General features: G+C 65.0%; 1 protein-coding gene. It reads right to left on the bottom strand.

All coding sequences use genetic code 11. The features are described from left to right. Nucleotides 1–760: 760 nt before the first annotated feature. A partial coding sequence (locus ACWGJ2_RS40360; protein ID WP_453351406.1) for a methionyl-tRNA formyltransferase occupies nucleotides 761–1892 on the bottom strand: 1132 nt, incomplete at its 5' end.

Raw genomic sequence — 1892 nt, 5'->3', positions numbered from 1 at the left:
GAATCCTGGCTGCCTCGAAAGCCGACACCCCCGTCGTCGCATTTCAGGCCCTCGGTATATCCGCCATTGGCGCATTCTGGGCTTGGCGACGCGGTCGGCGGAACGGCTACTGAAGCATCAGACCGAAACGACCGTCGTTCCTTCGGGTGGGGTCGGGCGTAGGGAGGAATATCCCAGACGCCTTGGAGGATATATGGAGGACGGAACCGCCGCCGAACCGAATGCTGCCCACCGTCTGGACGAGATCGCTCACGCTGTCCGCAGCGTGCGCGGCTGGAAGCGCGCGGCGGTAGAACGCAGGCAGAACCGCGTACGAGTGACCAACGCGGCAGCTGGGCTGTGGATAGAGTGCCGCCTCAGTGCTCCCGCATTGGGTGTCATGAGCATCGGTCGACTCGGCGCGACGAGGCCGATCTTTCAGCCGGAATTCTTCCGGCTGACCCGTCCTGGCAGCGTGGCCCTCCGAGCGAAGCAATGCGTCCAGGGGGTACGCAGGCGGAATCGTCGAGTGAAACTACTGGGGCTGGACCCGGCTTGGTGGCTGCACTACCGCAGGGTACGCAGGGACGTTGCTACCCGGCAGCGAAGAGAAAGTGCCGGTGCTTGGTGAGGGGTAGACATCACGACGGTAGCGCACCAGGCTGAGCCGGTACGTGGTGCGACTCCGAGATGATGCGCGTTCGGTGCAGTCGTACCCCGCGTGCTGCAGTGGCCCGCACCGGCCGCCCACCACCTGCTCTCCTCCCGCGCCCAACCGCCTTCATTCTCCTTCCCGCTGCTCTGGTGGCTGCGCCGTCGCGGATTCCGTGATCCACAGCGGGTGCCCGTCGCCGCAGGTGACTAGGAGTCCGTCGGCCGGTTCCAGGCTGGTGCGCTGCACGTGCAGCCACCGGTCGTCGACCCTGGCGAGCGGACGTTCGGGCGAGCGCATGAAGCGGTGCGTTCTGACTTGGTGATGAATAGTGCGGGCGCTGTTGGTCCAGTCGATGAAGGAGAATTCCGGTTCCATGAATCCGGCGTAGCTGGCTGCCGAATCGTCCTGGGGTGCACCCGCGTCACCGGCCACTGCCCGGTCCAGCGAGGTGCGGAGCAACTCATGCACGATGGGCATCGCGTCCGTGCAGTAGCTCTCCCAGGTAATGTCGTCGGGGAGGGGAATGCCGTCCTGCTGGGCGAGGATGTTCCCGGTGTCGAAATCGTGGTCCATGCGGTGCACGGTGATGCCACTGCTCGGATCGCCATCGCGAATCGCCCACAACAGGGGTGCGGGGCCACGGTACTTGGGCAGCATGGACACGTGAACATTCAATGCGCCGAGCGGCGGGATCGCCAGAACGTGGGGCGGGAGCTTCCAGGCGAATCCGAAGACGATCAGAAGGTCCGGTCGGTAGCCCTGCAGCGCCAGGGAAAGCCCCTTCATGTCACCGGGGAGCAGCAGGTCCATTCCTGGTGGAACGGCGTCGAGGATCGACGCCGTCATCTCGCCCGCGTCGTCGAGATTCGGGCCGCCAGAGCGAAGAGAACGACCGTAGAAATAGGCGACGGGAAGGTGGCCGGCGTCCGTGCAGGCGGCGTGGATTGTGGAGAATTCAGTGGGGCCGGAGGAGATCACGGCGATTCGCAGGCGAGTTGGCATCTTTTGCCTCATGAAAGTGGAGTGGTGACACTGGATTCGGGCGTCGTGCACATTTTCCGTGGTCTGGGACTCGTGGCTTAGTTGGTTGCCGACTCCGCCGTCCTCACTCCCGCGCCTTCCGTCACCGAATTCGAGCCAGCTGTAGAAGGGAAGCCCTTCCGTGGTCGTCCAGCCGCGGGGAGGCTCCAGGTTGCCGTGTGCTGAGCGGTAGGCGGCGCAGGCGGCGATTCCCTCCGCCCAGCTGCTGCTGGCGGAC

The sequence above is a fragment of the Streptomyces sp. NPDC054796 genome (assembly GCF_053611545.1).
Note: the sequence above shows the minus strand (reverse complement) of the source record. Positions and strands in the feature narration are given on the sequence as shown.